The 21,319-nt window shown below is 57.1% G+C and carries 18 protein-coding genes; 15 read left to right on the forward strand and 3 right to left on the reverse strand.

The window, feature by feature from the left end; translation table 11 throughout:
* Nucleotides 1–265: 265 nt before the first annotated feature.
* Entirely contained in the window at nt 266–1,225 is a 960-nt protein-coding gene (locus tag HMJ29_RS18135) for a UTP--glucose-1-phosphate uridylyltransferase (protein WP_244679065.1), read from the forward strand.
* Nucleotides 1,226–1,566: 341 nt separating this feature from the next.
* Nucleotides 1,567–4,902: a UTP--glucose-1-phosphate uridylyltransferase gene (locus tag HMJ29_RS18140; protein ID WP_171592818.1), complete on the forward strand. Its 3,336-nt coding sequence runs from the start codon at nt 1,567–1,569 to the stop codon at nt 4,900–4,902.
* A gap of 362 nt (nt 4,903–5,264) precedes the next feature.
* On the opposite strand, the gene mgrA is transcribed toward HMJ29_RS18140, so the two are convergent.
* Nucleotides 5,265–6,254, reverse strand: a complete 990-nt coding sequence (mgrA, locus tag HMJ29_RS18145) for an L-glyceraldehyde 3-phosphate reductase (RefSeq protein ID WP_171592819.1) — start codon at nt 6,252–6,254, stop codon at nt 5,265–5,267.
* A 147-nt stretch (nt 6,255–6,401) separates the two neighbouring features.
* Between mgrA and HMJ29_RS18150 the strand changes: the two genes are divergently transcribed.
* The 4 genes from HMJ29_RS18150 (at nt 6,402) to HMJ29_RS18165 (ending at nt 10,728) form a co-directional block, all read left to right on the forward strand.
* A complete protein-coding gene (locus HMJ29_RS18150; RefSeq protein ID WP_171592820.1) occupies nt 6,402–6,767 on the forward strand; it encodes a VOC family protein in 366 nt (121 codons plus the stop codon).
* Between the two features lie 45 nt (nt 6,768–6,812).
* Complete coding sequence (locus HMJ29_RS18155) at nt 6,813–7,355, forward strand: hypothetical protein (RefSeq protein WP_171592821.1); 543 nt, start codon at nt 6,813–6,815, stop codon at nt 7,353–7,355.
* A gap of 99 nt (nt 7,356–7,454) precedes the next feature.
* Nucleotides 7,455–9,437 carry an AAA domain-containing protein gene (locus HMJ29_RS18160; RefSeq protein WP_171592822.1) on the forward strand — a complete coding sequence of 661 codons (1,983 nt, stop codon included), beginning with the start codon at nt 7,455–7,457 and terminating at the stop codon, nt 9,435–9,437.
* A 361-nt stretch (nt 9,438–9,798) separates the two neighbouring features.
* Nucleotides 9,799–10,728 (forward strand): isoaspartyl peptidase/L-asparaginase family protein, encoded by a 930-nt coding sequence (locus HMJ29_RS18165; RefSeq protein ID WP_171592823.1) that lies wholly within the window; start codon nt 9,799–9,801, stop codon nt 10,726–10,728.
* 192 nt (nt 10,729–10,920) lie between these two features.
* Here HMJ29_RS18165 and HMJ29_RS18170 read toward each other — a convergent pair whose 3' ends face one another.
* Complete coding sequence (locus tag HMJ29_RS18170; RefSeq protein ID WP_171592824.1) at nt 10,921–12,054, reverse strand: SMP-30/gluconolactonase/LRE family protein; 1,134 nt, start codon at nt 12,052–12,054, stop codon at nt 10,921–10,923.
* A 240-nt stretch (nt 12,055–12,294) separates the two neighbouring features.
* Between HMJ29_RS18170 and HMJ29_RS18175 the strand changes: the two genes are divergently transcribed.
* Together HMJ29_RS18175 and HMJ29_RS18180 are read left to right on the forward strand one after the other, a co-directional pair.
* Nucleotides 12,295–12,810: an FKBP-type peptidyl-prolyl cis-trans isomerase gene (locus tag HMJ29_RS18175; RefSeq protein ID WP_171592825.1), complete on the forward strand. Its 516-nt coding sequence runs from the start codon at nt 12,295–12,297 to the stop codon at nt 12,808–12,810.
* Nucleotides 12,811–12,879: 69 nt separating this feature from the next.
* Nucleotides 12,880–13,473, forward strand: a complete 594-nt coding sequence (locus HMJ29_RS18180) for a hypothetical protein (protein ID WP_171592826.1) — start codon at nt 12,880–12,882, stop codon at nt 13,471–13,473.
* A 13-nt stretch (nt 13,474–13,486) separates the two neighbouring features.
* On the opposite strand, the gene HMJ29_RS18185 is transcribed toward HMJ29_RS18180, so the two are convergent.
* The gene (locus tag HMJ29_RS18185; RefSeq protein WP_171592827.1) at nt 13,487–14,098 is read right to left on the reverse strand and encodes an acyl carrier protein phosphodiesterase; all 612 of its coding nucleotides are present in this window, start codon (nt 14,096–14,098) and stop codon (nt 13,487–13,489) included.
* A gap of 96 nt (nt 14,099–14,194) precedes the next feature.
* On the opposite strand from HMJ29_RS18185, the gene HMJ29_RS18190 reads away from it, so the two are divergent.
* The 7 genes from HMJ29_RS18190 (at nt 14,195) to HMJ29_RS18220 (ending at nt 21,243) form a co-directional block, all read left to right on the forward strand.
* Nucleotides 14,195–14,704 carry a pyridoxamine 5'-phosphate oxidase family protein gene (locus HMJ29_RS18190; protein WP_171592828.1) on the forward strand — a complete coding sequence of 170 codons (510 nt, stop codon included), beginning with the start codon at nt 14,195–14,197 and terminating at the stop codon, nt 14,702–14,704.
* A 164-nt stretch (nt 14,705–14,868) separates the two neighbouring features.
* A complete protein-coding gene (locus tag HMJ29_RS18195) occupies nt 14,869–15,561 on the forward strand; it encodes a spheroidene monooxygenase (RefSeq protein ID WP_244679063.1) in 693 nt (230 codons plus the stop codon).
* An 873-nt stretch (nt 15,562–16,434) separates the two neighbouring features.
* The gene (locus tag HMJ29_RS18200) at nt 16,435–17,418 is read left to right on the forward strand and encodes an aspartate carbamoyltransferase catalytic subunit (protein ID WP_171592829.1); all 984 of its coding nucleotides are present in this window, start codon (nt 16,435–16,437) and stop codon (nt 17,416–17,418) included.
* A gap of 78 nt (nt 17,419–17,496) precedes the next feature.
* The gene (locus HMJ29_RS18205) at nt 17,497–18,774 is read left to right on the forward strand and encodes a dihydroorotase (protein ID WP_171592830.1); all 1,278 of its coding nucleotides are present in this window, start codon (nt 17,497–17,499) and stop codon (nt 18,772–18,774) included.
* A gap of 90 nt (nt 18,775–18,864) precedes the next feature.
* Entirely contained in the window at nt 18,865–19,227 is a 363-nt protein-coding gene (locus HMJ29_RS18210; RefSeq protein WP_171592831.1) for a hypothetical protein, read from the forward strand.
* Between the two features lie 256 nt (nt 19,228–19,483).
* Nucleotides 19,484–19,996: a 5-(carboxyamino)imidazole ribonucleotide mutase gene (gene purE, locus HMJ29_RS18215; protein ID WP_171592832.1), complete on the forward strand. Its 513-nt coding sequence runs from the start codon at nt 19,484–19,486 to the stop codon at nt 19,994–19,996.
* A 23-nt stretch (nt 19,997–20,019) separates the two neighbouring features.
* Nucleotides 20,020–21,243, forward strand: a complete 1,224-nt coding sequence (locus HMJ29_RS18220) for a 5-(carboxyamino)imidazole ribonucleotide synthase (protein ID WP_171592833.1) — start codon at nt 20,020–20,022, stop codon at nt 21,241–21,243.
* Nucleotides 21,244–21,319 lie beyond the last annotated feature (76 nt).

Here is a 21,319-nt window from a genome sequence, read left to right on the forward strand (position 1 = left end):
TATGCAGCCGAAGCCAACCTCCTACGCAAGCTTGCTACCGGTAACGTTTACGATAGCAAGTAGCTTATTCTTTGCGCTATATGATTTGGGGTTTGGGCGGCAATAAGATGCTGTGCGCGTGAGAATAGCTTCCATTTTCACCGTTTATTTGTGCCCTACAACCAGTTGATCTACCTCTCTTTCGGAGGAAATCTGCCCGTCTGAAATCTCCTAAACGATTGATTTCAGGAAGCTAGGTCACCGACGCTTTGACTACAAACTCCTTATGATGAAGATAAAGAAGGCCGTGATTACGGCGGCAGCCCGCGGCGTGCGGCTCTACCCAGTTGCTGATACCATCCAAAAATCTATGCTGCCCGTGGTGGATGTGGATGGCCTGCACAAGCCGGTCATTCAGATAATTGCGGAGGAGGCCTTTAGCAGCGGTATTGAGGAGTTGTGCATTGTATGCGCCCCCGGCGACGGGGAGCGGTACCTGGCCGCCTTCCACTCCCTGCGCAACAACCTGCTGAAGTCGTACCAAGGTATTGATTGGGCGAAGCAGGAAGCCGAGAAAATTGACCACCTGCTCAGCCGCACGCAGTTCGCGGAGCAGCAGGAGTCCCGTGGCTACGGCCACGCCGTGTACTGCGCCAAGGATTTCGTAAACGGCGAGCCTTTCCTATTGATGCTGGGTGATTATCTCTACGTTTCCGATGTACCCCGGCAGCGTTGCGCCGCTCAGCTACTAGAGTTGGCCGGACAGGAAGAATGCGCCGTATCGGCCGTAAACCCCACTATTGAGCACCAGGTAAGCCGCTATGGCACCGTTACGGGCAAGCACTTGGCAGGCCAAGTAGGTATTTATCAGATTGATAAAATCATCGAGAAGCCTTCCTTGAGCCTGGCTGAGTTGGAGCTGCAAACCCCTGGCCTACGCGCTGGGTACTACCTATGCTTCTTCGGGATGCACGTACTTACGCCCGCCATTTTCACCATCCTGGAGTCGCAGCTAACCCAGGATAACGCCAACGTGCTGCTCACGCCTGCCCTGCAGGAGCTGGCCGCTTCCGATAAGTACCTGGCCCTGGAAGTGAAAGGCAGCCGCTACGACCTCAGCCGTAAGCAGGGCCTGCTCCGGGCCCAAATCGCGCTCGGCCTGGCCGGCGAAGCCCACGACGAAACTCTCACTACCCTAGTAGAGTTGCTGGCCGAAGCCAATGCCCGCAAGCCTCAGCAGAGCTAGAGTCGAAGCATCAGCTTCCTCCTCAGGTAATGTTGCGCATCAAGCAAGGAGGGGCTGGGAGTGGTTGACTAATCGTTGCTTATTCAGGCCGTCATGCTGAGCGGAGCCGAAGCATCTCTACCTCTGGCTAACCAACTGGCCTAGGCCACTACAACGAAGTGGTAGAGATACTTCGACAAGCGGACGCCAGATCAAGCATAACGAACTCGAGTGTTGCTCCACTAGCATCAACCACCCCACAGCCTCTCTTGCTCGATATGCTCCATCTAAGGCAGGGACCCTAACTCTACTTCTAGGCCACTCCTACCTGAGAATTTACGCTATAAACTTTACGCTTCTTCATGAATGCATTCATAGATACTATTACCTCCACCGACCCGGCGGTGCGGAACCGGTCGTTTTACGACCTGAGCCGCGGGCTGCCGGCCCGGGCGCTGCTGCAGCATCTGCGGGAGCTGGACGAGTTCCGGAAGGCCACGCCCAACCTCTACGACAAGGTGCGGGCCATTCTGTTTCTGTACGCCGGCTTTCGATTTTTTTTGCAGGAGTCGCCGGAAATCTCGCCGGTGGGCAACATTCCGTATGCGGGTTTTGAGGATTTGCTCGGCCGCCGGTTTGAGCACGCCATTAGTACCTTCCTGAAGGAACTTGACACGCATGGCTCCAACGCCACGCTGTTCAGCGCTCTGGCCGAGAGCTACCACCACCTCTCCTTCCAGATTCTGGCCGACCAGGTGCGCAAGAGTGTGCGCTCCAGCAAGGGCAACCAGTGGATGTTCCGGGTAGGCCACCAGGAAGAGCATCCCATCCGGATTCATCCGCAGCTGCTGCAGCGCCAGGAAGGCAGCTTGTTCTACCCCGTCCTGCACGAGAGCACCTCCGTGCGCATGGACCTCACGCACAGCGGCTGGTCGGATATTTTCTTTCTGGGCATGGACTATCCCGAGGGGGCCCGCGTGGTGAACCTTTCCATCGACCTGGGCATGTTTGGGCGCGACAAAGACATTCTGCCGCCCCTGCACGCCTATGTGCGCGTGATTCCGGACCCCGTGCTGCGCCTAACCAGCATCGACCTGAACACCACCAAGGACATCCACGACCTGGCCGACCTGTTCAACTTCGGCAACGACTACCTGAGTCTGGTGAAGGCCGGCGTTATTGCCGCTGGCCTGATTCCACCGTCTTTCGAAGGCACCAACCAGAGCCTGCCCGATATTCTGGCCCGCATGGTGGCGCCGGGCATGGGTATTGAGCTGGTAACCAAGGTCAACGACATTCCGAAAGGCTCCCGCTTTGCCGTATCTACCAACCTGCTGGGCTCTATCATCAGTTTGCTGATGCGCGCCACCGGCCAGACCCAGCAGCTGACGGGTGGCCTACAGGAAAGCGAGCGGCGCCTGGTGGCCTCGCGCGCTATTCTGGGCGAATGGATTGGCGGCTCGGGCGGCGGCTGGCAGGATTCCGGCGGCGTGTGGCCGGGCATCAAGGCCATTCAGGGCACCTTCGCCCAGCCCGGCGACCCGGAGTATGACATCAGTCGGGGCACGCTGCTGCCGCGCCACCGGGTGCTGGAGGGCGAGGAAGTGCACCCCGAAATGGAGGAGCGCATTATGAAGTCGCTGGTGCTCATGCACGGCGGCATGGCCTCCAACGTGGGTCCCATTCTGGAGATGGTGACCGAGAAGTACCTGCTGCGCGGCGAGCAGGAAACCGCCGCCCGTCAGCAAACCAACGAGGTGTTCGACAACATCCTGGCCGCCATCCGGGAGGGTGATATTCAGAAGCTGGGCGCCAACACAGCCCGCAACTTCGAGGGGCCCATTAAAACCATCATTCCCTGGGCTACTACGTACTTTACCGAGCAGCTGATTGCCAAGGCAAAAAAGGAGTTTGGGGCCGATTATTACGGCTTCCTGATGCTGGGCGGTATGTCGGGCGGCGGCATGGGCATGTTCGTAAACCCCGACAAGTACGAGCACTATAAGGTGCGGGTGCTGGAACTGTTGCGCCAGACCAAGCAGGAGCTGTCGGCCTCGCTGCCGTTTGCCATGGAGCCGGTAGTCTACAACTGGAGCATCAACAAGCGCGGCACCTGGGCTGCTTTGCACCAGGGCGCGGAGGCGCTGATGCCGGAGCAGTACTATGCTATTCACGTGTCGCAGCTGGTGAAACAGGAGCCCGAAACCATTGCCTACATCCGGCGGGCGGAAATCGACTTCTTCACCACCCATTGCGAGCAGAATAACCTGGCCTACCCCCTGCTGCGCACCATCGTCAGCAACCTGTTCAAGGTATCAGACCCCACAGCCCAGGGCAACCGTAGCGTGGAGAACGAGAAGGCGGAGCGCATCAAGCAGGAAAACGGCTTCGACTACATTCAGCACGAAGACATTCGGGAGGAGCTGCAAAAGGGCCGCATTGGCCTCTCCCGCAACCGCCTTTCCGAAGACACAACCATTGAGGACGTACAAACGCCCGACGTAGTGCAGTTTGATACGCTAGGCCAGTATGAAGCCGCTGGCGAAGAAGCCATACGCGGGGGCAAAGTGGCCGTACTCAGCCTGGCCGCCGGCGTGGGCAGCCGCTGGACCAAAGGTGCCGGCGTTATCAAGGCCCTGAACCCCTTTGTGGAGTTCAACGGCCGCCACCGCAGCTTCCTGGAGATTCACATGGCCAAAACGCGCCGCGTGGCCCAGCAATACGGCGCGGTTATTCCACACGTGGTGGCCACTAGCTACCTCACCCACGAGCCCATCCGCAAGCAGCTGGCCTCTACCAGCAACTTCGGGTATTCGGGGCCGGTGTACCTCTCTGAGGGCCGCAGCATTGGGCAGCGTTTCGTACCCACCGAGCGGGATTTGCGCTTTATGTGGGAGGAAATGCCTCAGGAGACCCTCGACGAGAACAAGCAGAAAGTGCGCGACGCCGTGCGCGGCAGCATGATCAACTGGGCCAAAGGCAAGGGCGAAGGCACCGACTACGTCGACAACATTGCGGCCCAGCGGTTTTCGCCCCTAGGCCACTGGTACGAGGTATCGAACCTGCTACGCAACGGCACCTTGGCCCAGCTGCTGCGCGAAAACCCGCAGGTGGAAACCCTCATGCTTCACAACATTGATACGCTGGGCGCCGACGTGCACGCGGCGGCACTGGGCTACCACCTGGCCTCGCGTAACGTGCTCACCTTTGAGGTGATACCGCGCCGCATTGAGGACCGCGGCGGCGGACTAGCCCGCGTAAACGGCCAGGTACGCCTGCTGGAAGGCCTTGCCCAACCTCATGAGGAAGACGAGCTAGCCCTGAGCTACTACAACTCCATGACCACCTGGATTCAGGTAGACCCGCTGCTGGCGCTCTTCGGCCTCACCCGCCAAGACCTACAAACTGGCGACGAGGCCCAGCTGGCCCGCGCCGTGCGCAGCGTCGCCCAGCGCATTCCTACCTACGTCACCATCAAAGACGTGAAGTACCGCTGGGGTCACGGTCAGGAGGACATCTACCCCGTAGCACAAATCGAGAAGCTCTGGAGCGACATGTCGGCCCTGCCGGATGTGAAGTGTGGCTACCTGGTAGTGCCCCGCAGCCGCGGCCAGCAGATGAAAGACCCCGCCCAGCTTGACTCCTGGGTAACGGATGGCAGCAAAGCCCACGTGGAGTCGTTGGGTTCGTTTGAATAGATGATAGAATTATCATTCTGAGCTAAGCGAGGAATTTGAGTCAGCCGTATGGTGAACTCAGATTCCTCGCTTAGCTTAGAATGACAAATAGCTAGGCCAGTTGAATACCAACGTTTGGTACTCACCTGGCCTAGCTGTTTGCAACTACCTGTTTAAAACGTCATGTCAAGCATGCCGAGGCATCTCGCGTGTAGACGCGGCAACGCTCACTGTCCTGCTTGATCTGGCGTCCGCGCAGCCGAAGCATCTCTCCCTCTGGCTAATCAACTGGCCTAGCACAGTAATGAAGCGGTAGAGATGCTTCGACTCCGCGGACGCCAGATCAAGCAGGACTGGTTGAAGAAAAGAAGCTAACTACCCTATCAACCCAATATGTGCTCAATCCGACCTAACTCTTCTTCGCTAAACTGGATATTCTCCAGGCAGCGCAAAGAATCCGTGAGTTGCTCGGGTTTGCTGGCTCCAATGAGCACCGACGTTACCCGCTCATCGCGCAGAATCCACGACAGCGCCATTTGGGCCAGGCTTTGACCGCGCTCTTGGGCCAGCGCGTTCAGCTGCTGAATTTGCTGGAGGCGCTCTGGGGTAAGCTGGTTTTCGGTGAGGAAGCCCACGCCTTTCGCCACGCGCGAGTCGTCGGGGATGCCGTGGAGGTATTTGTCGGTGAGCAGGCCTTGGGCCAAGGGAGAGAATGGGATGCAGCCCACGCCTTCCTGGCCTAGCAGGTCCAGCAGGCCGCCTTCTACCCAGCGCTCAAACATGGAGTACTTGGGCTGGTGAATGAGGCAGGGCGTGCCCAGCTCCTTGAGAATCTGCATGGCCCGGGCCGCTTCCTCGGGCTGGTAGTTGCTGATGCCCACGTACAGCGCTTTGCCTTGGCGCACCACATGGTCGAGGGCGCCCATGGTTTCTTCCAGGGGCGTGTCTGGGTCGGGGCGGTGCGAGTAGAAGATGTCCACGTAGTCCAGCTTCATGCGCTTGAGGCTCTGGTCGAGGCTGGATATGAGGTATTTGCGGGAGCCCCACTCGCCGTAGGGCCCCTCCCACATGTGGTAGCCGGCCTTGGTGGAGATGATGAGCTCGTCGCGGTAGCCGCGGAAATCTTCCTTCAGGATGCGGCCGAAGTTGGTTTCGGCAGAGCCGGGCGGCGGACCGTAGTTGTTGGCCAGGTCAAAGTGCGTCACGCCGCTGTCGAAGGCCCGGTGCAGGATGGCGCGGAAGTTACTAAGTACATCCACGTCGCCGAAGTTGTGCCAGAGGCCTAGCGATACAGCCGGCAGCTTGAGGCCACTCCGGCCGCAGCGCCGGTAGAGCATGGAAGAATAACGGGAGGGGTTGGGTTTGTAGGGCATCTAGAAAGTATATGGTAGGATCAAGGCAGTAAGTACGCAGGAACCAGAACAATGCCAGCTCAGCAGCAGCCATTTTTTTGCGAAGGGTCCCCTATCTTTCTCCGCGAAACCTTTACTAGTGATACGATCTACCCATTTCTTGACGTAATGACTACCCCTCAAATCCGCTCCCTCCGTCCTTTCATTGGTGCCAAAGATTTTGCCGTTTCGCGCAGCTTTTACCAAGCCTGGGGTTTCGCTGAAACGGTGCTGTCGCCGGCCATGTCTGTCTTTTCTCGCGAGGGCGTAAGCTTTTACCTGCAGGATTACTATGCGCCCGAATGGGTAGGCAACACCATGCTGTTTCTGGAAGTTAAAGACGTAGAGCAGTACTGGGTTGAGCTAATGGCGCTGGATTTGCCCGGCCGCTACGCTGGGGTGCGGGTTCTGCCCATCCGGCACGAGGACTGGGGTAAGGAAGGCTTCGTGCACGACCCCTCCGGCGTGCTTTGGCATATCGGCGAGTTTAACTAAAGCATAGCTCTCCTATGCTACTTATATCTGTTTAGCCTGTTGCACATGAAATTATTATTTGCTTTTGCACTGGCACTGTTTCCCATCTTAGCTTCTGGTCAATCGCCTAGGCCTAGGCCAGAAAATGTATATCTGAAGGCTTTCCAATACATCAAGTCCGATTCTGAATATCTCAGGATGCGAGGCAATAGCAACTGCGTGGCTGTATTTGACAGTATTGTTCATCAGAACCAGTTAATATTTCTGGATGAGCTGGGCAAACAATGGGGGTACACAGGCTATAAAAAGGAGAACCGCTTGCTGGACTCGCTGGAGACGGTTGATCGGTTAACGTACCACAAGCCATACTATTCCGCAGTAACTGCCTCGTTAACTAGGGCTTCTGGTAGCCAAAAAGGCTGCATGGTTATCATGTTCTCGAGGCTGCACAATAACATGCTATTAGCTGAAGTCAGCGACAATGGGGAAGATGGCACAGGTCGAAATCATATTATTTCCACGTTTGATCAGTCACTCTTATACCTGATAGTATTTGGCGCAGATGGAAAGGTGCAGCAGCATTACACGAAGATTCTAAGCTATAACTAGCCTACCACCTCCTGGCTCTTTCTCGAAAATCTCCCCGACCTTCGGCCACTCTTTTGCCTGTTTCGTTGTTATCAACGAATCTACAAATACTCCCTTCTTTTGTCTGAACAACCTACCTATACCGACCCTTACGCGCTAGAGAAAGAGCTGCGCAAGGTGGAAGGCCTCATGAAGCTCGAGCAGCAGGAGGACCTGGAACAATTCAAAATCAAGAGCGCCAAGGCCTCCATTGCGGAACGCCAGCAGCGCGGCCTGACGTGGTATCCCGTCAAAATAACCAAGGAAGATATCGGCTTCGGCGGTAAGCTCGTCATTGAGCTGGAGCGCCCCGCTAATTTAGGAGGCCTACACCTGTTTCAGGTGGGCAAAAACGCGGCCCTGTTCGGGAATATTCCGGGCCGCTCGGGCTCCGACAGGCCTACGCTCAACGGCGTTATTACCAGCGTAAAGCGCAACAAAATCCTGCTGGCCACCACCAAGGAAGACCTCCCCGACTGGGTAGACGAGGGCAAGCTAGGCGTGGATCTGACCTTCGATGAGGTCAGCTACCGCGAGATGGAGTACGCCCTGGGCAAAGTAATGGGGGCCTACGATGGCCGCCTGGCGGAGCTGCGCGACGTGCTGCTCGGCGCCAAGCCAGCTCGCTACAAGCACGAGTCAGAAATACAGCTCTACTACCCTTCTCCCCTCAACGACTCCCAGCTGGCCGCAGTGCGCCACGTGCTAGCGGCGCAGGATGTAGCCATCATTCACGGCCCGCCCGGCACCGGCAAAACCACTACGCTAGTGCAGGCCATTCTGGAAACCATTCGGCGGGAGCGGCGGGTGCTGGTGTGTGCCCCCAGCAACACGGCCGTGGATTTGCTGACGGAAAAACTGGCTGAGCGTAACGTGAACGTGATTCGGATGGGCAACCCTTCGCGGGTGTCGGATTTGCTGCTGCAGCACACGCTGGATGCGCAGATCATGAACCATAAGAGCTATGCGGAGCTGAAAAGCCTGCGCCAGACGGCGGAGCAGTACCGCGAGCAAGCCGGCAAATTCAAGCGCCACTTTGGCTGGGAAGAGCGTGAGCAGCGCCGCCACCTGAAGGAGCAGGCCCACTTGCTGCTGCAGGAGTCCGATCAGCTGGAGCGCTACATCACGGAGGATCTGCTGGAGCAGGTGCAGGTGATTACCTGCACGCTGGTGGGCGCTAGCAACCGTGCCATCCGCCACCTGAACTACGAAACCGTGTTCATCGACGAAGCGGCCCAGGCGCTGGAGCCCGGCTGCTGGATTCCGATTACCAAGGCCAACCGCGTGGTGCTGGCCGGCGACCATCAGCAGCTGCCTCCTACGGTGAAGAGCGAGAAAGCCGCCCAAGGTGGCCTACGCGAGACGCTGTTCGAGAAGTGCATCAAGCGCCAGCCCGATACGGCCCGCATGCTGGAGGTGCAGTACCGCATGCACGAGCAGATTATGGAGTTCAGCTCGGAGCAGTTCTACGAAGGTCGCCTGAAAGCCGCGCCCAGCGTGGCCCACGCCGACCTGCCCGACTACGACCTGCGCTTCGCCCCCGACATGGCCGTGGAGTTTCTGGATACGGCTGGTTTCGGCTTCCAGGAAATCACCATCGAGGAAAGCCGCTCTACCGCCAACCCCGAGGAAGCCGACCTGCTGCTCAAGCGCCTCTCGCAGCTGCTAGAGCCCTACGACCAGGCCGAGCACGAAGCCGATCTGCTCACCATCGGCGTCATTGCTCCCTACCGCGCCCAAATCAACTATTTGAAGGATGCTGTAGAGGAAAACGATGAGTTGGTAGGCCTCCTGGAGCACCGCATGCTGAGCATCGGCACCGTCGACTCGTTCCAGGGCCAGGAGCGCGACATCATTGCCATCAGTCTCACGCGCAGCAATACGCAGGGCGAAATCGGCTTCTTGTCGGACATCCGCCGCATGAACGTGGGCATGACTCGCGCCCGCCGCAAGTTGCTGCTGGTGGGTGATTCCAGCACGCTGGGCTCCCACCCTTTCTACAAAGCCTTCCTAGATTATGTGGAAAGCATTGGAGCCTACCGCACCGCTTGGGAACTGCAGTAGCGGTGAAGTGGTGAGGTGGTGATTGAGTGAAGTGGCCTAGGCCTGTTGTCATTGCGAGGACGAAGGACGAAGCAATCCTTCCTTAGCCCTCTGCACATGTTACCCTAAGATGAGAAAAGCCCTTACGTCCACGCTGGAGGTAAGGGCTTTTCGATTTAGAAGGATTCGCGCGTTGAATAAAAAAGATTGCTTCGTCGTGCCTCCTCGCAATGACAACAGGCCTAGGCCACTTCACTCAATCACCACCTGCCCCTCCGTATCTATTCAGCCCTTCGTACGAACACTAAAAAGCCCTATTCCAAGGAACGAGGCTTCTTTTTGCACGTACCTGCTAGCACAATTTCACCTAGCAGTTCCACCCATGCCTACCTATTCCATTGTAATCCACGGCGGGGCCGTAACCATGGACCCTAGCAAGATGACGCCCGATCTGGAAGCCGTCATTCGGGAAGGCCTTCAGCAAGCCCTACAAGCCGGCTGGGAAGTGCTGAACGGTGGCGGCAGCGCCCTCAATGCCGTGGAAGCCACCGTGCGCACCCTCGAAAACAACGAGCACTTTAACGCCGGCCGCGGCAGCAGCCTCAACATACAGGGCGAGGTAGAGATGGATGCCTCTATAATGGATGGCCGGACGTTACGCGCCGGCGCGGTCAACAGCGTGCGGTACGTGAGAAACCCCATCACCCTGGCCCGGACCGTAATGGAAAAGTGCAAGCACGTGTACATTTCCGCCGAAGGTGCCGTTGAGTTTGCCCTGCAACATGGCTTAGAGATGGAGGCTGTGCACTACTTCGAGACGGAAAAGGCCCGTAAGGAGTGGCTGGAAATCATTCAGCAGGAAGAAAAAGAACCGCAGGGGCACGACACCGTTGGGGCCGTAGCCCTCGACCAGGACGGCAACCTGGCCGTGGCCACCAGCACGGGCGGCATTGAGGGCCAGCTCAAAGGCCGCGTCGGCGACAGTCCTATCATTGGCGGCGGTTCCTACGCGGTCAACGAGGCCTGCGCCGTTTCCTGCACCGGCGACGGTGAGGTTATCATGCGCGGCGCCTTGGCCCATGAGGTGTATGCCCTCGTTAAGTACAAAGGCCTCTCAGCCCCAGAAGCCTGCCGCGAAGCCCTAAAGCTCCGCGACGAGGACCTCAAAGGCGACAAAGGCTTCATCGCCATCGACAAAGACGGCCACGTGGCCATCGAGAGCAACACCAACATCATGCGCTGCGCCTACCGCATCGGCGAAGCAGAGCCCTTTGTGGCTGTATGGCACGAGGAGCTGGATAAACAGGCCTAGAACATTCTCAGGGCTGAAGCATAGGTGTAGAGACGCAATATTTTGCGTCTCGTCGTTGAACGACTGGTGTAGACCGGCCTAGAGGCAATGGCTAAACAATGTCAGCAACGAACGACGAGACGCAAAATGTTGCGTCTCTACCCTTAGAAGCAAAACTCTTTGCGCTTAGGTGATAAGCTTCTTCGTTCACTATTACAGGTCAATCACCGACATAGTATGCGGGGCGTCGGACTTCTTATTGACGAAGTTTTTCTCCGGCTTATCGAAATCAGAAATGTACAAGCGGTTGCCCTTCAGCAGTACTTCGGCGGGCTGGTCTAGTAGGCCTCCTGCCCCGTCGGTGTCGCCGTTTTGGGCGAGGGTGGTCACGGAGTTGTCTTTGAGGTTGATTACCTCAATGGCGTTTTCGCGCGAGTTACACACATAGGCCTTATCGGTTTTGCGGTCGATGATGAGGCCGTCGATGCAGGGGATTTGCTTGCCGGTGAGCGTGAGAGTTTCCTGCTTATCCAGGCTGCCATCGGGCTTGAGCGTGACGCGGTAGAACTTACCGTCGCCGAAGGAGCCAGTGTAAAGGCGGCCCTGGCTGTCGTAGTCCATGCCATCGGCGCCGTTATCGACGCCGGTTTCGTTCACGGTGGTCGTGAACATGGCCAGCACGTGCGGGTCCTTGGTTTTAGGCTTCAGGTGGATGGGGCCTTTGCTGAGCTCGGCCAGCGTGAAGTGCAGGATGGCGCTGCCCTTGTCGTTGTCGGGCATGTCCCACTGGCTGTCGGTCACGTAGAGCGTGTTGCCCTTCCAGACCACCGCATTGGCCAGGGCAAAGTTATCGACCACCGTTTCCACCTTGCCGGGCTTGCCGTTCTGCACCTGCACCCGCATCAGCCGAGACTTAAAATCCTTGCTGTTTTCGTACTGGTTTTCGGCGTAGTAGAGGTTGCCATCGGGCCCGAAGGCCAGGTCCATAGGCGCGGCCTTTTTGGTGGTGGGTTCTACGGGCAGGTTGGTGAGGTAGGGCTTGAGTTCAGTGTCGGTCATCTCCATGAGCACCGCCGGGTAGGAGTTGTTGGCCAGGTTGGGCACCGACAGAATGAGGCTGCCGTTGGGCGCCAGCGCCAGGCCATCAGGAGTGTTGTGGGCCTCGTCGAGGGTGTGTAGCAGCTTGGGGCTACCGATGTTGGCTACAGTATCAGCCGAGGCAGGCGCAGTGGCGGTGGAGTCACCGGGCTGGGTGGCGGGGGTGCTATTCTCGGAGTTGGTGGAGTTAGACTGGCAGCTAGCCAGCAAGGCGCCGCTTACTAGAAGCGCAGGAAAGATAGTTTTCATGGGAAAGATGAGGGAAGGGCTAGAAAGGCCGAACGTGGTTAATACAAGTGTATTCTTGAGCTTAACGGCCAGCGGATAACCCTGTTAGGCAATGCCAAAATTTTACTTAGCCACAACTCCCCCGGCCGGGTTGAAGTATGACAAAGGGTTCGGGGCTCGTTTTTAGCGGTCATTTCCGTAACTAGCCAGCCGAACCTATTTCTCACCCATCCCCCGGACGCCCGCGTCCTTTCCAGTATTATGGCCCAGATCAGCCCCAACAAAGTCGTCACCATCACCTACGACCTAAGTGTGACCGACGAAAACCAAGAGAAAGTTCTCGTAGAATCGGCCGAAGAAGATGCGCCGATGGTCTTCCTCTTTGGCCAGAGTGGCCTACCCGAAGAGTTTGAGCGCCAGCTCGACGGCAAGCAGGCCGGCGACACGTTCAACTTCTCCCTCACTCCCGAGCAGGCCTACGGCGACTACGACCAGCAAGCCGTAGTGGATATCCCCAAAAACGTATTCGAAATCGATGGTAAAATCGATGACGAGATGGTGCAGGTAGGCAACTTTCTGCCAATGGCCGACAACCAGGGCCACCACATGCAGGGCAAAATCGTCGACATCGGCGCCGACACCATCAAAATGGACTTCAACCACCCCCTTGCCGGCATGGTAATGCACTTCGACGGCAAAGTAGCCGAAGTACGCGAAGCCACCCGCGAAGAGCTAGACCACGGCCACGTACACGGCGAAGGCGGACATCAGCACTAAGCTAATTGCGCTTTATTGGTAGTGAAACGGGGCCATTATGGCCCCGTTTTTATTCTTATAACCTGTTTTATGAATCAATATTACCGTCTAACTATTGGCTGCCTTTTCTTGCTATCTGCTTGTCAGGAATCTACCCAAGAAGCGCCGGTCCAACGTGCTAAGCATAATAAATTAACACTTGTAAATGATTCTCCTAAATCACCACCTCAAGTATTTTCTATTGATACAACCGCTATTTTAACCAACCTACATTTAGAGGAAATACTTAAGAAAATAGAACAGGATAGTTTAATTGAGAGCAGAAAGGTGAGTTCTATCCCTCCGATTATTTCCTCATTTTTAAAGCATTACGGTGGCCCTTCATTCTCTATAGCTGATTATGGCCAACCATTTAATGCTACCGACAATATCATTGAGGAGCGTTCAAACCGACAATTACTTTACCTAGGGGTAGGCAAGAAAACGATTATAATAGCCTACTATTTAGGCGGATTTGGTTTATCTGAGCGGGTCCTTCTTTTCGAGATGGATAATAATTCTATTAAAGATTTCTGGACTGGATACTTAAGAAGCGATGCTTTAACTAAGAACCAGATTATCCAGGTTTTGCGCACCAACAGGAATAGAAATTGGGGCACAAATACCAATATACTTTACTTCTAAAAGAAAATGTCTTTCAATAATCCTTAGCCTCCACAGCCGCATGCAGCTCCGGCCAGAACTCCGCGAAATCTGCTTCATACGCAGGCAGCTCCTTCAGGAACGCCGCTGCTCCGGTGGCTAACACCGTGGCGGTGGGCACGCGGCGCGAGAGGCCTAGCAAGGCTTGCTCTAGGCCAGTTGGGTGGGCGTAGCCGGTGAGCCAGTCGCCCTGGCGCATGTAGTGAAACATCTGCTGCAGGCGCTCCGGCAGCTCGTGGCGGCGAGCGTGCAGCAGGGCGTACATACGTTGGGCGAAAGCAGGCAGCGGCTCGGCGGAGTGGTAGTGGTACTGGGCAAAGTCGCGGGCCAGTAGGTGGTCGTAGGCCACATCGGATACTACACCGGCCCACTTGCCGAGGCCGGCTTCGCGGAGGCGGGCCGTGGTGCGCCGCACCACGGGGTGGGCATCGGTGAAGGTATCGATGAAGCGGTGCAGTTGGATGCCGCGCTGCACGGCGGGTGGGTAGGCCAGTAGGCCGGCCCGGCCGCGTACGGCTTCGGCAGCAAAGTTGCCCACTACAATATCTTCGTAGTCGGGTGTAGTGGCGGGGGTGCCGGAGAGCAGCAGATGAGCAAGAAAATTCATGGGCAGCGGAAGGTCGGCAAAAATACTGTAGCTGAACCTTCAGCCGCCTCGGCCGTATTTCCTACCTCCATCCTATACCACCAAAACCCGAAGACAATGGCTGAGCAAGTTGCCCAAAGTCACGATGTGACTAAGCTGATCGATAGAATCAAAGATATTAAGATTGCCATGCTGACCACCGCCGATGCAGACGGTGGCCTCCATAGCCGCCCGATGTACACCCAGAAGCCCGAGGCCGATGGTACGCTGTGGTTTTTCACTGAGAAAGACTCGGCTAAGATTTACGAAGTGCGTAAAGACCAGCACGTAAACCTGGGCTACTCCAAGCCCGACGATAACCTGTACGTGTCGATTTCAGGCACTGCCTCTATCGTAACGGATCAGGCCAAAATCAAAGAACTGTACACGGAAGGCCTTCGCGCCTGGTTCCCCAAGGGCTCCGATGACCCCAACATTGCCCTGTTAAAGATTAACATCGACCGTGGTGAGTACTGGGACCAGCCTAGCAACGTGCTGGTGCGCGCCTTCGGCTACGTGAAAGCCGTAGCTACCGGCGAGCGGTACCAGCCCACCGGCGACGAGCACGCTCAGGTGAACCCCAAGTAGCCTGTAGGCCACTTCAGTAAACTGTAAGGGTCGGAAGCAATTCCGGCCCTTTTTTGTTGTTTCGGGCAGGCGGCCATTCCTTACTTCGTGCCGACGATGGTTCCCGCGGAAGACGCAGTGTTTTCGCGGAGGACGCAGAGTCGTTCTTTCTAACTAGTATTCTTTTGCTTACTACTCTTTCTATTCTTACGCTGAAGCCGGGCAACGTCCGCTGGGGGCTGGCCCAGATGGGCACGGCGCAACGGCCACTGCAGCGGGTACCGGGCCTGCGGTTTCAGAAGCTACTAGGCAGCGGCGCAGGCGGCTTTGGCTTTATGCCCAACCTGCACCGCTACGGCTTTATGGCCGTGTGGGACTCCCCCGAAGCCGCCGAAGCCTTTTTCACCACGCACCCGCTGTGGCAGGAGTATCAGCAGCGCACCGAGGAAATCTGGACGGCCGAGTTGGCACCGATTAAATCGCACGGGCTCTGGGATGGGGTAAACCCCTTCGACTACCCCACGGAAGATACGGCTCCTGACGGCCCCGTCGCCGTGCTCACCCGCGCCTCCATCCGGTGGCAGAAAACGCCCCGTTTCTGGCGCTACGTGGCCCCCACCAGCGCCACCGTGGCCGATGCCCCCGGCGTGCGCGCTGCCATAGGCCTAGGCGAACTGCCCGTAGTGCGGCAAGCAACCGTGAGCCTCTGGGAATCGGCGCAGGCCATGCAGGACTACGCCTACCGCAGCGAGAAGCACAAGGAAGTCATCAAGCTCACCCGCCAGGAGAAGTGGTACGGCGAGGAGCTATTCGCCCGCTTCCGGGTGCTAAGCGCCGAAGGAACCTGGGACGGCCGCACACTTCTGGCTGATGAATAAGTTTGTTTGCACTGTAGAGACGCGATACTTGGTTACGCCGACCTTTGGTTCGCGTCTCGGCGTTGAACGGCTGACCAGGGTATGTGAGAGCCCCGACAAAATTGTCCGTTTTGCTGAGCTTGCTAAAGCACCTCTTCCGTTACGTTAGGCTGGTGCTAGGGCGGTTGAATAGTCAGGGGTAGAGATGCTTTGCCAAGCTCAGCAAAACGGCCTAAAATAGGGCAACGTACCGTTTTGCTCATCGTCCGCACAGGTGCTGGAAGTGGAGCGTAACACAATCCTACAGGTGCCCGCTGCCCGCTGTGGCCTAGAGCTGCTGGAGCAACATGCACATTCAGTTTAGCCGTTTAGTAGAAAGCCGACGCCCCTTCTATTTACTAAGATGCAGGCCACTGATCGGCCCAAATGCCTTTAGCATAATGAATTAAACCGAAAGCATTTGCTCGTTTTTTGGTGATACCTACGTTCGCCTCAACGGAATTTTTTGCTTCACATGCTGAAAGGATACGTAACAATGCCGTAGTTTTGCAGCATGCTTCAACCAAAAAACCTGTTGATGAAGCGTGGGGCCCTGCTCAGCAAGGAACCGCGAGTAGACCGGAAGGTCTTCGTCGCCATCGGTTCTCCCGATTTTGCCTCTGCTATTTCTGTTGTCTTTTCTAGGTGTTGCCCTGTTACCGTTTCGGCTTCCGAAACGGTTTTTTTATGTCCGTTGAGTTCGTGGGTTCCTGCCCCGCAGCTAGTTCCTACCTCATAACTCCTACGCTACTCCCCTACTCATACGGTAGAGCGTTTCGCCGCCATGGGTAGCGGCAGATAAGACTTCAACTTCATTATTTCAGCTCGACAACCTCACTTTTCCTCAACTCCGGTATGGCACGTAAAGACCTCCTCGACATCGCATCCCTTCACCGTGAGGAAATCGAGTTTCTGCTCGACCAATCCACGTCTTTTAAAAAGTTGTTCACCCACTCGGTGAAAAAAATCCCCGCCCTCGAGGGCAAGTCGGTGCTCATGCTGTTCTACGAGGCCAGCACCCGCACGCACTCTTCCTTTGAGGTTGCGGCCAAACGCCTCTCGGCGGAGGTAACGAATTTCGACGTCGCCCACTCCTCCATAACCAAGGGCGAGTCGGTGCGCGAGACCATTGAGACGCTCCAGGCGATGCGTACCGACTACATCGTCGTGCGCCATAGTCACCCCGGCCTGCCCGGCATGATTGCCCGCCAAACCACGGCGGCGGTCATCAATGCCGGCGACGGAGCGCACGAGCACCCCACCCAGGCCCTGCTGGATGCCTTCACCATCCGGGAGAAATTCCCCGATCCCAAGGGGAAGAAAGTCCTCATCATCGGGGATATTCTGCACTCCCGCGTTGCGCGTTCTACCAGCACCCTGCTGCAAAAACTGGGTATTGAGGTTGCTTACCTGGGCCCGGGCTCACTAGTGCCCAAATACGTCCCGGAAAGCATCCGCCGCTTCACCGATTACGAGGCGGCCATGGCTTGGGCGCCCGATGTAGTGTACCTGCTCCGGGTGCAGATGGAGCGCCAGGATGTGCAGTTCTTCCCCAGCGTACGGGAATACCACCGGGTGTACGGCATTACTACCGCCCGGCTGGCGGAAATCAGCGACCTAGGCCTCTACATTATGCACCCTGGCCCCGTGAACCGGGGGGTTGAACTCTGCGACGCCGTCATGGATTATGAGCGCAGCCTTATTACCAACCAGGTAGAAAATGGGATTTCCGTCCGTATGGCCGTACTCGACTGGCTCACGCCGGGTGGAGAATTTCCGCGGCAGGAATCAATCTATGCCGCGCGGCAGCGGGCTAGCTCGCCAGTCAGCATACCCTAAACGCCTGACACGGCGGCTGACTCTATTTCGCATTCATATCTTCCATAACCCTAGCCGGTTTACAGCAATTCTCACTTCATGCTTCTCCTTCAAAACGCCCGCATCGCCTCCGAAAACTCACCCGTACTGCTCGAGGGCGATGTCCTTATAGTCGAAGGAAAAATTCAGGATATCGGTAGCAACCTGGCTATTCCCGAGGGCGCCCGCGTTATCGACGCGCGTGGCCGCGTTTTGATGCCGGGTATGTTTGATGCCCACGTCCATTTCCGCGCCCCTGGGTTTGAGAACAAGGAAACCATTACCACCGGCAGCGAAGCAGCTATCAACGGCGGCATTACCGGCGTGGTCATGATGCCTAACACCCGCCCGGCCCTCGACTCGGCAACTTCGGTGGCCACAGTGCTGGAGAATGCCAAGGACCGGGCCCGCATTCCGGTGTACACCTCCGGCTGCGTTACCAAGAACCGTGAGGGCAAGGAACTGGCGGAAATTGAGGGCATGCGCGAGCTAGGCGTGAAAATGCTCACCGACGACGGAGATACTACCAGCGACCCGGCCGTACTGTTGCGGGCAATGCAGTACGCCACTGAGTTTGGGATGTTTTTCGCCAGCCACTGCGAGGTACCGGAGCTGGCTGGGCCGCGCGCCGTGAACGAAGGGGTGATGAGCTACCGGCTCGGTATCAAGGGCTCACCAGCCTGCGCGGAGGAAATCATCATCGACCGCGACATTCGCCTGGCCCGGGCGGCGGGCGCGCACGTACATATTCAGCACGTGTCCAGCAAGCTGGGTATGGAAACCATCCGCTGGTGGAAATCCCGCGGTGATGTGAAGGTAACGGCGGAAGTGGCCCCGCACCACCTGCTATTCACCGACGAGCACATCGGCGACTACGACACAAACTACAAGATGAACCCGCCACTGCGGACGCAGGCCGATTGCGATGCCCTGCTTGAGGGACTGATTGAAGGCGTTTTCGACCTCATTGCCACCGACCATGCGCCGCACACCCCGTTCGAAAAGGCCCAGGATTTTATTAGCGCCCCCAATGGCATCACTGGCCTGGATACGGCCCTGGTGACGCTCCATCACTTCTTCGTTGAGCCCGGAAAATTTGGGTGGGACTTAGTGGTGAAACGCTACTCGGCGGAACCACGCCGCCTGATGGGCCTACCGGTAGCAGCCATCGAAGTCGGTCAGCAAGCCAATTGCGTGTTGTTCAACACTGAGGCGGAAACAACTTTTACGAAGGACTTCATGAAATCAAAATCCCAGAACACACCCTTCATCGACCAGACGCTGAAAGGCCGGGTTGACCTGGTGATTTTAGGTGCGGAAATCCTGCTGGAGCGTTGAGATTTAGAGCCTAGCTAGAAACAGAGCGTCATGCTGAGCGTAGTCGAAGCATCTCTACCGCTTCGTTCGAGCTTGCATTCTGACCCGAACATGGAAACACGCTTGTGCCAGTTGTTTGCTTATTGCGAAACGTCAGGAGCACCGGTCGGAATTTGCTCGCTGGAAGATGCAAAAGCTTGGTGCGGCACCGAATACAAGCAACCACTTTATTGGGATGTAATTCAAAGCATCGGGCAGATGCAGCTTTTTCAGTTTGATGCAACACACTGCTTTTTTAATACCGAAACCGGCAATTTTGCTTTATACCGGTCTACGGATGGGGCCGAACTGGTGATTGCGGAAATTATATCCATAGAGGAAGACGCGGCAATTCCTTTGAGCGGCCTAGCCTTCAATTGTGATATTGACACTCAGGCCTCTATAAAGCTGAAAGGGTGGACTTGTTTTTTTTGACGCCGCTCTTACGGTACCCGGCGCCATTTTGCCTTTCACATCACTCTATGCAGTAGACCAAGCTACACCGTGGAATGTAGCTGTGCTTGACTGTGACTACGATACGGCTTATGAAGTTGCGTTTACATCTGATACGATGCTCCTTCAAGGTATTTGTTTTAGTAAACGAGGTGTTTAATGCCCGTCTTTTCCTCAAGCTCAAGCGAAGCGGTAGAGATGCTTCGACTACGCTCAGCATGACGATTAACTAATTTCGATGAGTATTTCTTCCAACTCCAACAATCCTCAGCCACTAATCGGTGTGGTTATGGGCTCCAGCACCGACTGGGATACTATGCAGCATGCCGTGCAGATTCTTACGCAATTTGGCGTGGCCCACGAAGCGCGCGTAGTATCAGCCCACCGCATGCCCGACGACTTATTTGCCTACGCCGAGCAAGCCGGCCAGCGCGGTTTGCAGGCCATTATCGCCGGCGCGGGTGGTGCTGCCCACCTGCCGGGCATGCTGGCCGCCAAAACAACGGTGCCCGTGCTGGGAGTGCCGGTAGCCAGCCGCCATTTGCAAGGGGTAGATTCGCTCCACAGCATCGTGCAAATGCCCAAAGGGATACCCGTAGCCACATTTGCCATTGGTAATGCCGGGGCAGCCAATGCGGCCTTGTTCGCGGTCAGCCTACTGGCCTTACACAACCCAGACCTGGCGACCAAGCTGCTGGCGTTTCGCGCCGATCAAACCGAAGCCGCTCGCGCCATGACGCTGCCCCTATGAATGCCGATAGTCACGTTACAGTCATGAGCCCGGTTTACCCAGGCAGTATAGACGCCGCCGGCCAGCGGGCTACCCTTGGCGTGCTGGGCGGTGGCCAGCTGGGCCGGATGTTTGTGCATGCCGCCCAGCGCCTGGGGTACTTCACTGCCGTGCTAGAGCCCGATGCGCAAAGCCCGGCCGGGCTGGTAAGTCACCACCACATCCAGACCAACTACGACGACCCGGCTGGTCTGGCGCAATTGGCCCACTTGTGCCAGGCCATCACCACCGAGTTTGAAAATGTGCCGGCCCAGGCTCTGCAAACGCTGGCCCAGACCCGACCCGTGGCGCCTAGTGCGGCCGTGGTAGGCATTGCCCAAAACCGCATCGAGGAAAAAGCCCACTTCGCGGCCTGCGCGGCTGTATCAGGAGTGACCTGTGCCCCCTACGCGGTGGTTGAAACGACCGCCCAGCTCCAAGCCGTTCAGGCCGGAAGGGCTGATTTGCTACCCGGTATTCTGAAAACCGCCCGCATGGGCTACGACGGCAAGGGCCAGGTCCGCGTTAAGACCACCGATGAGTTGGCCGCCGCCTGGGCAGAGCTGGGCAGCGTTGCCTGCGTACTCGAAAAGATGCTCCCGCTAACCGCCGAGTGCTCGGTACTGGTGGCGCGCGGCTGGGACGGCCAAGTCGTTAGCTTCGCCCCGCAGCGCAACGTGCACGTTAATGGCATTCTGGCCGTGACCCACGCATACGAAGGCAATATGCCCGCAGCCCTGGCTGACAGGGCGCGCGACGCTGCCGTTTCCATTGCGCAGCACATCGGCTATGTAGGGGTACTGTGCGTCGAGTTTTTTGTGGTGGAAGATGGCACCGAGCACGGCGGCTTAGTAGTTAACGAAATGGCCCCACGCCCGCACAATAGCGGCCACTACACCCTGGACGCCTGTGACGCCTCACAGTTCGACTTACAGGTGCATACGATGGCGGGCTTGCCCTTGCCGCAGCCGCGCCAGCACTCCCCGGCCATCATGCTCAACCTGCTGGGTGATGTGTGGTTTGACACCAGCGGCCACTTGCAGGAGCCGGACTGGCATTCCGTGTTGAGCCTGCCGGGAACGCACCTGCATTTGTATGGCAAGGTAGAGGCGCGCCCGGGCCGGAAGATGGGCCACCTGACCATCACTGGGCCAGATGTAGCTAGTGTCCAAACTGTAGCGTACCGCGTCGCTGGTCTGCTTAGCTTGCCGGGGCTGGATGCTATCTAGATGCTAGCGGCCAACTCATGCCTGCCAACTGCCACCTAAGCACCCGTTTTTGGCTACTATCCACTAACCTTAGCAG

The sequence above is a fragment of the Hymenobacter taeanensis genome, assembly GCF_013137895.1.
Classification (GTDB): Bacteria; Bacteroidota; Bacteroidia; order Cytophagales; family Hymenobacteraceae; genus Hymenobacter; species Hymenobacter taeanensis.

Coding starts and splice junctions, on each gene's coding strand:
- HMJ29_RS18135 (WP_244679065.1), top strand. CDS start 266: ATGATGAAGATAAAGAAGGCCGTGATTACGGCGGCAGCCCGCGGCGTG.
- HMJ29_RS18140 (WP_171592818.1), top strand. CDS start 1,567: ATGAATGCATTCATAGATACTATTACCTCCACCGACCCGGCGGTGCGG.
- mgrA (WP_171592819.1), bottom strand. CDS start 6,254: ATGCCCTACAAACCCAACCCCTCCCGTTATTCTTCCATGCTCTACCGG.
- HMJ29_RS18150 (WP_171592820.1), top strand. CDS start 6,402: ATGACTACCCCTCAAATCCGCTCCCTCCGTCCTTTCATTGGTGCCAAA.
- HMJ29_RS18155 (WP_171592821.1), top strand. CDS start 6,813: ATGAAATTATTATTTGCTTTTGCACTGGCACTGTTTCCCATCTTAGCT.
- HMJ29_RS18165 (WP_171592823.1), top strand. CDS start 9,799: ATGCCTACCTATTCCATTGTAATCCACGGCGGGGCCGTAACCATGGAC.
- HMJ29_RS18170 (WP_171592824.1), bottom strand. CDS start 12,054: ATGAAAACTATCTTTCCTGCGCTTCTAGTAAGCGGCGCCTTGCTGGCT.
- HMJ29_RS18175 (WP_171592825.1), top strand. CDS start 12,295: ATGGCCCAGATCAGCCCCAACAAAGTCGTCACCATCACCTACGACCTA.
- HMJ29_RS18180 (WP_171592826.1), top strand. CDS start 12,880: ATGAATCAATATTACCGTCTAACTATTGGCTGCCTTTTCTTGCTATCT.
- HMJ29_RS18185 (WP_171592827.1), bottom strand. CDS start 14,098: ATGAATTTTCTTGCTCATCTGCTGCTCTCCGGCACCCCCGCCACTACA.
- HMJ29_RS18190 (WP_171592828.1), top strand. CDS start 14,195: ATGGCTGAGCAAGTTGCCCAAAGTCACGATGTGACTAAGCTGATCGAT.
- HMJ29_RS18200 (WP_171592829.1), top strand. CDS start 16,435: ATGGCACGTAAAGACCTCCTCGACATCGCATCCCTTCACCGTGAGGAA.
- HMJ29_RS18205 (WP_171592830.1), top strand. CDS start 17,497: ATGCTTCTCCTTCAAAACGCCCGCATCGCCTCCGAAAACTCACCCGTA.
- HMJ29_RS18210 (WP_171592831.1), top strand. CDS start 18,865: ATGGAAACACGCTTGTGCCAGTTGTTTGCTTATTGCGAAACGTCAGGA.
- purE (WP_171592832.1), top strand. CDS start 19,484: ATGAGTATTTCTTCCAACTCCAACAATCCTCAGCCACTAATCGGTGTG.
- HMJ29_RS18220 (WP_171592833.1), top strand. CDS start 20,020: ATGAGCCCGGTTTACCCAGGCAGTATAGACGCCGCCGGCCAGCGGGCT.